The sequence below is a fragment of the Fulvivirga aurantia genome (assembly GCF_009711475.1).
Lineage (GTDB): Bacteria > Bacteroidota > Bacteroidia > Cytophagales > Cyclobacteriaceae > Fulvivirga > Fulvivirga aurantia.
Genome location: NZ_SMMD01000600.1, coordinates 1 through 4,509 on the forward strand (window position 1 = coordinate 1; position 4,509 = coordinate 4,509).

Annotated in this window: 6 protein-coding genes; 3 read left to right on the forward strand and 3 right to left on the reverse strand. The window is 39.4% G+C overall.

Going from position 1 to position 4,509, the window contains the following annotated elements; translation table 11 throughout:
- On the reverse strand, positions 1 to 369 hold a 369-nt coding region (locus tag E1176_RS05395; RefSeq protein ID WP_155209546.1), incomplete at its 3' end, for a polysaccharide deacetylase family protein.
- Positions 350 to 1,888: a hypothetical protein gene (locus tag E1176_RS05400; RefSeq protein ID WP_155209547.1), complete on the reverse strand. Its 1,539-nt coding sequence runs from the start codon at positions 1,886 to 1,888 to the stop codon at positions 350 to 352. The genes E1176_RS05395 and E1176_RS05400, both read right to left, overlap by 20 nt.
- A gap of 148 nt (positions 1,889 to 2,036) precedes the next feature.
- On the opposite strand from E1176_RS05400, the gene E1176_RS05405 reads away from it, so the two are divergent.
- The 3 genes from E1176_RS05405 to E1176_RS05415 all read left to right on the forward strand — a co-directional run bounded on the left by E1176_RS05405 (position 2,037) and on the right by E1176_RS05415 (position 3,935).
- On the forward strand, positions 2,037 to 2,633 hold the full coding sequence (locus tag E1176_RS05405; protein ID WP_155209551.1) for a hypothetical protein: 597 nt from the start codon (positions 2,037 to 2,039) through the stop codon (positions 2,631 to 2,633).
- A 65-nt stretch (positions 2,634 to 2,698) separates the two neighbouring features.
- A complete protein-coding gene (locus E1176_RS05410; protein WP_185152646.1) occupies positions 2,699 to 3,679 on the forward strand; it encodes a type I glyceraldehyde-3-phosphate dehydrogenase in 981 nt (326 codons plus the stop codon).
- 49 nt (positions 3,680 to 3,728) lie between these two features.
- On the forward strand, positions 3,729 to 3,935 hold the full coding sequence (locus tag E1176_RS05415; RefSeq protein ID WP_155209549.1) for a hypothetical protein: 207 nt from the start codon (positions 3,729 to 3,731) through the stop codon (positions 3,933 to 3,935).
- 5 nt (positions 3,936 to 3,940) lie between these two features.
- On the opposite strand, the gene E1176_RS05420 is transcribed toward E1176_RS05415, so the two are convergent.
- A partial coding sequence (locus tag E1176_RS05420) for an outer membrane beta-barrel protein (RefSeq protein ID WP_155209550.1) occupies positions 3,941 to 4,509 on the reverse strand: 569 nt, incomplete at its 5' end.

A 4,509-nucleotide genomic window follows, 5' to 3' on the forward strand; every position in this document is an offset into this window, starting at 1 on the left:
CAATATATCTTGTGTAAACTGCTCGTAACTTGTTAGGTGGTAGTTGGGATGGCTAAAAGTATGGTTACCCAACTCCAAGCCATTTGAGAGCCACATTTCTAGTAAGGCTACTCTTCCCGAATCTAATTTCTGGCTTTCATATAATTTCGATTCATTTACATAGCCAATCGCAGGGACATCATACTTTACCAAAGTCTTTATGAGGCTATCGGTTTGCTGTTTTACAAAGTCGATATTAAAACTGCGATAGCTTACAAATGGTAGGTCATCAATTGTAATGCAAACCTTCTTTTGCTGGCTATTTGCCAACGATGTAAATATGACCAGGCAAATTATGGTCAGGAAATAATTACTCTTCAAAGCCTTCATTGTTAAAATCAGGGAAAGTTTTTCTTAAATTTTTATCCGTTGGGTTTCTACTATTTTCCCAGTCGGCCGGTAGCTCCAGAAGGATTAGCTTCTTATTGTTGAGCTCAAGCTTGAGCTTGTCTATATCAGTATTAAACTCCGTGTTTCTCCTCTTGGTTTTTAGCGCGTACTTTCTGGCAAATCGATCACCTTCTTCCTGCAGTTTATTACGGATGTCGATATTAATTTTTAGCCTGTCGAGTATATCGTCTTTAGACCTACCCATCACTTCAGTAGCTTCTAAAGTACCTAATGTAAGTACAGCAGTGCCTCCAATACCTGTGACGTAATCTTTGGAGTCGTCTTTGATGAACAGCGGAGAAACACCTGTTACAGCACCCAGTGAGGCATTGACGATGGCCCTGTTCTTTTTTCCTTTTTTGGCTTTCTTCAACTGCTTGTTCAGCTTTTTCTGATTTTCGTCTAGTTGGTCAATCAGATTCATAGTTCTTAGCAAGATGAGCCTGTATTTGGCAAACAGGCGCTCATCCTTTTTCTCAATATTTTCTGCGTCTTTTATACTTAAGAAAACAGTTTTGTCATTCTCCTTTCTGGTTTTGTCAATCGCAAAGAAAGTAAGAGCAATCGTATCTGTTTTTCCTGTTTCATCAAGAAAATCATATCCAGGCGTCCATTTAAACTCCCACTGTGTGTCAGTATTTTTGATTAGTGCTTCTTTAGGAATCTCAGCATTGTTACTTACAAAACCAACATCCATGATGTTATCATCACCATTAGGATCGGTAATGTATAAGCTGAGGTTAATCACATCATCTTCAGAACCACTAATTATAGAATCTGAAGGCACGATCAATATTTCAGGCGGAAGATCTAGTTGCGTAGGCGCTATTTCAAATGAACCCTTTGTTTCAGTTTTCTCAGGTTGGTCCTGCACAATAAACTCTACAGAGATAGACGCCTTGCTTAGCTGTCTAAACTGTAATCGTGATGGCTGCCACTTGAAGGTGCCCAGTGCAGATAAACTTGCTCCCTGAGGCATAGAACCCGGTATTTCTTTAAATACAATAGGGTCCTCATCAGGGTCTTTGATCTGATCAAGTTGATTTAGATTAAACTCGTTGGTTGTGTATTGCTTTACATAAAAAACAGGCAGGCTTTCGATAATTGGAGGCCTGTTCTTATGCAAAACGGTAAACTGTAATTCTTTACTGATTTTATGGTCTTGGTTAAAAGCTTCCAATAGCACACTTATTTGTGTGCTTTCCTCAACCCGACTAACCATATCATAATCAGGGATCCATCGAAAATAACCTGTAGAGTCAAATGTAATATTGGTATCGTGAGAAAGCCTGTATTGAAAATCTACCGTGTCACGATTTATTATCTCAAATTGATAAGAAAGAGTATCTCCTTCTGCCACCTCATACCAGCTTTCTAGTTGTGGTAAATTAAAAACAAACTCTTGTGCGATAACGTGGGGTGCGATGCAAATTAGAAGTGCTACAAGTGATAACCTCATTGATGATAAATTTTCAGATGTCTGACAGCGATCATAAATATAAGAAACTGGATATTAAAGAAGACAGGGTGGCCATCAAATACCTCCCCCAAATGGCGGTAGAGCATACTCATTTAATTACACTATATTGAACAGTAAAAAAGTAGGTATGCGGTATAAAACTTTAAGTATTGTGATTCTATGTCTTTTAAGTTACCAAATGGCAGTGAGTCAGTTTAACACATCAGATTTTGAATACGAGCCGTCTGAGACATACCCTTTTGGTAGGTTAAATCCAAAAGCACCGTCTGAGACCGCAGATTTTTCCGCTTTAATCGGTGAGTGTGATTGTAAATCGCTGACTCGAAATGCTCAGGGAGAATGGAAAAAAGACAGCGTAGACATGATATGGAGGTTTAAGTATTTTATGAATGGAATGGCTGTACAGGACGAGACACTGAAATATGACGGACTACATACGAGTAGTATCAGGCAGTATAATGCAGATAGTGCTAAGTGGTATGTTACTTTTTACAGCTCCTCTGTAGCCAGTCCCTTGCCAAGTGTGTGGGAGGGTGGTAAAAAGGAAAATGATATAGTTTTATACAGACCTCAAAAAGCACCCAACGGCACCGATGGTTATTACAGACTTACTTTTACAGACATTTCTGAGCAAGGTTATAACTGGCGTGGTGAGTGGGTGAGTGTTGATGAGAGCTTCGTTTACCCCACATGGCTCATCTTTTGCAAACGAGCCAGTCAGTGACTTTTGATGTGTGACCACATTCTCATTGTGTTTGCCGATATTTGCCGCGGACAATGAGAAATGGTATGATTGGAATCAATGGAATGGGCCGAATTGGTCGCACCTTCTTTAGAGTTTTACACCAAAACGGTAAGCTAAAAAGCCTTGCAGCAATAAATGATATAATGCCAAAAGAGCATTTGATCTACCTATTGCAATTCGATACAGTGAGGGGCAAATTTCCAGTCAAAATACAGTCTACAGAACGAGGAATATCGGTTGATGATCATGAAATACTGGTCTACGATAAATCTGAACCCAAAGAGATTCCCTGGGCGGAGTCAGAAGTAAGCATTGCTGTAGAATCTACCGGAGTTTTTACCAAGAAGGAGAGCCTGCAAGGTCATATAGCAGCAGGTGCTAAAAAAGCTATACTTACTACCACCGGGGGTGAGCACGTCCCGCTTTATATTTTAGGAGTAAATCACAGCGATTATAAGAACGAAGAGGTTTTTTCTATTGGCAGCTGCACCGTAAATGGCACCGCACCATTGGTTAAGGCCTTAGCTGACTTTAAGCCTCAATCGATCTATCTCAATGTGATTCACGCATATTCGGCTCGTCAGAATATTCTCGACTCTTACTACCCTGAGATAAGACGAAGCAGAGCATCGGCAGATAACATTATTCCTTTAGATATAAACCTTGATTTAAGTCTGGAAAGGCTTTTTCCAGTCATGAAAGATAAGATCAAGTCCATTACATCAAGGGTGCCGATACCTTGTGGCGTACTTACAGATCTTACTATGACTTTAGATAATCCGCCAGCCAGTTCTGAAGAACTCATGGAGCATCTCAAACAGGTCGCGGATACCGATCTTAACGGCATTATGGATATTACTGCAGACCCGATCGTTTCTTCAGATGTATTGCACGACAGTCATTCTTTGATTATTGACAGTGGTTTTAGTCACATTATGAATGGGCATGCCAAGTTGATGCTGTGGTTTGATAACGAATGGGGCTTTTCTAACAGGTTAAGAGAGTGGACAGAGCGATTGATGTAAACAATCCCTAAAATAGGCCTGTTGGTTTATTGAACCAAATCGCAAACCAATGGCTATTTACTACATCAACAAAAACGAGCAAAATAATGGCGACCACGAGGTACACAAAATCGGCTGTAGTTGGTTGCCTGATAAGGAGAATAGAATAGAGCTGGGAAACTTTAACAATTGTTATGCAGCGCTATCTGCGGCAAAAGAAAAATTCCCTCAAGCCAATGGCTGCTACCACTGCTCAAGGGAATGTTATACGAGTTAGTTTGATCAATTATTAAACGGTACAGCTAAGTAAATTTGAGTTACCCTGTTATTTGTTCTGATATCATATGTATCTGCAAATTCAGTGTCATCGATGTTGGATAATCCAAGGTTATATCTACCGCCTATTTTAATTTGTTTAAGGTCAAATTCTAGACCGAATACAGCAGCAAAATCTATTGGCTTCATAGCTTCTTTGAAGTCTTGACCATCGATTTTATTGGTTGCCACCAAAATACCAAGCTGTGGTCCGGCATAAAGACCTACTAGTTTGTTTGGTAAATATTTAAACAAAAATGGAATGTTTAAATAATACAATTGCTGTTTAATCTCTCTTGATCCCACATCAAAGCTTGTGCCTTGCTGAGATAAAATGAATTCATATTGCAATGCATACTCCATAGACTGCTTATTTTCAATATAGATGCCTCCGTGAAATGCAGTCATTAGATCACCTGATGCTGATGTTTCACCATCTGTAGAATACAAATTAGCTAAATTGAGCCCGCCTCGTAGACCTACTGTTGTTTGACAAATAGCTATTGATGAAAAAAGAATGAAGGAGAGAGTTAAAA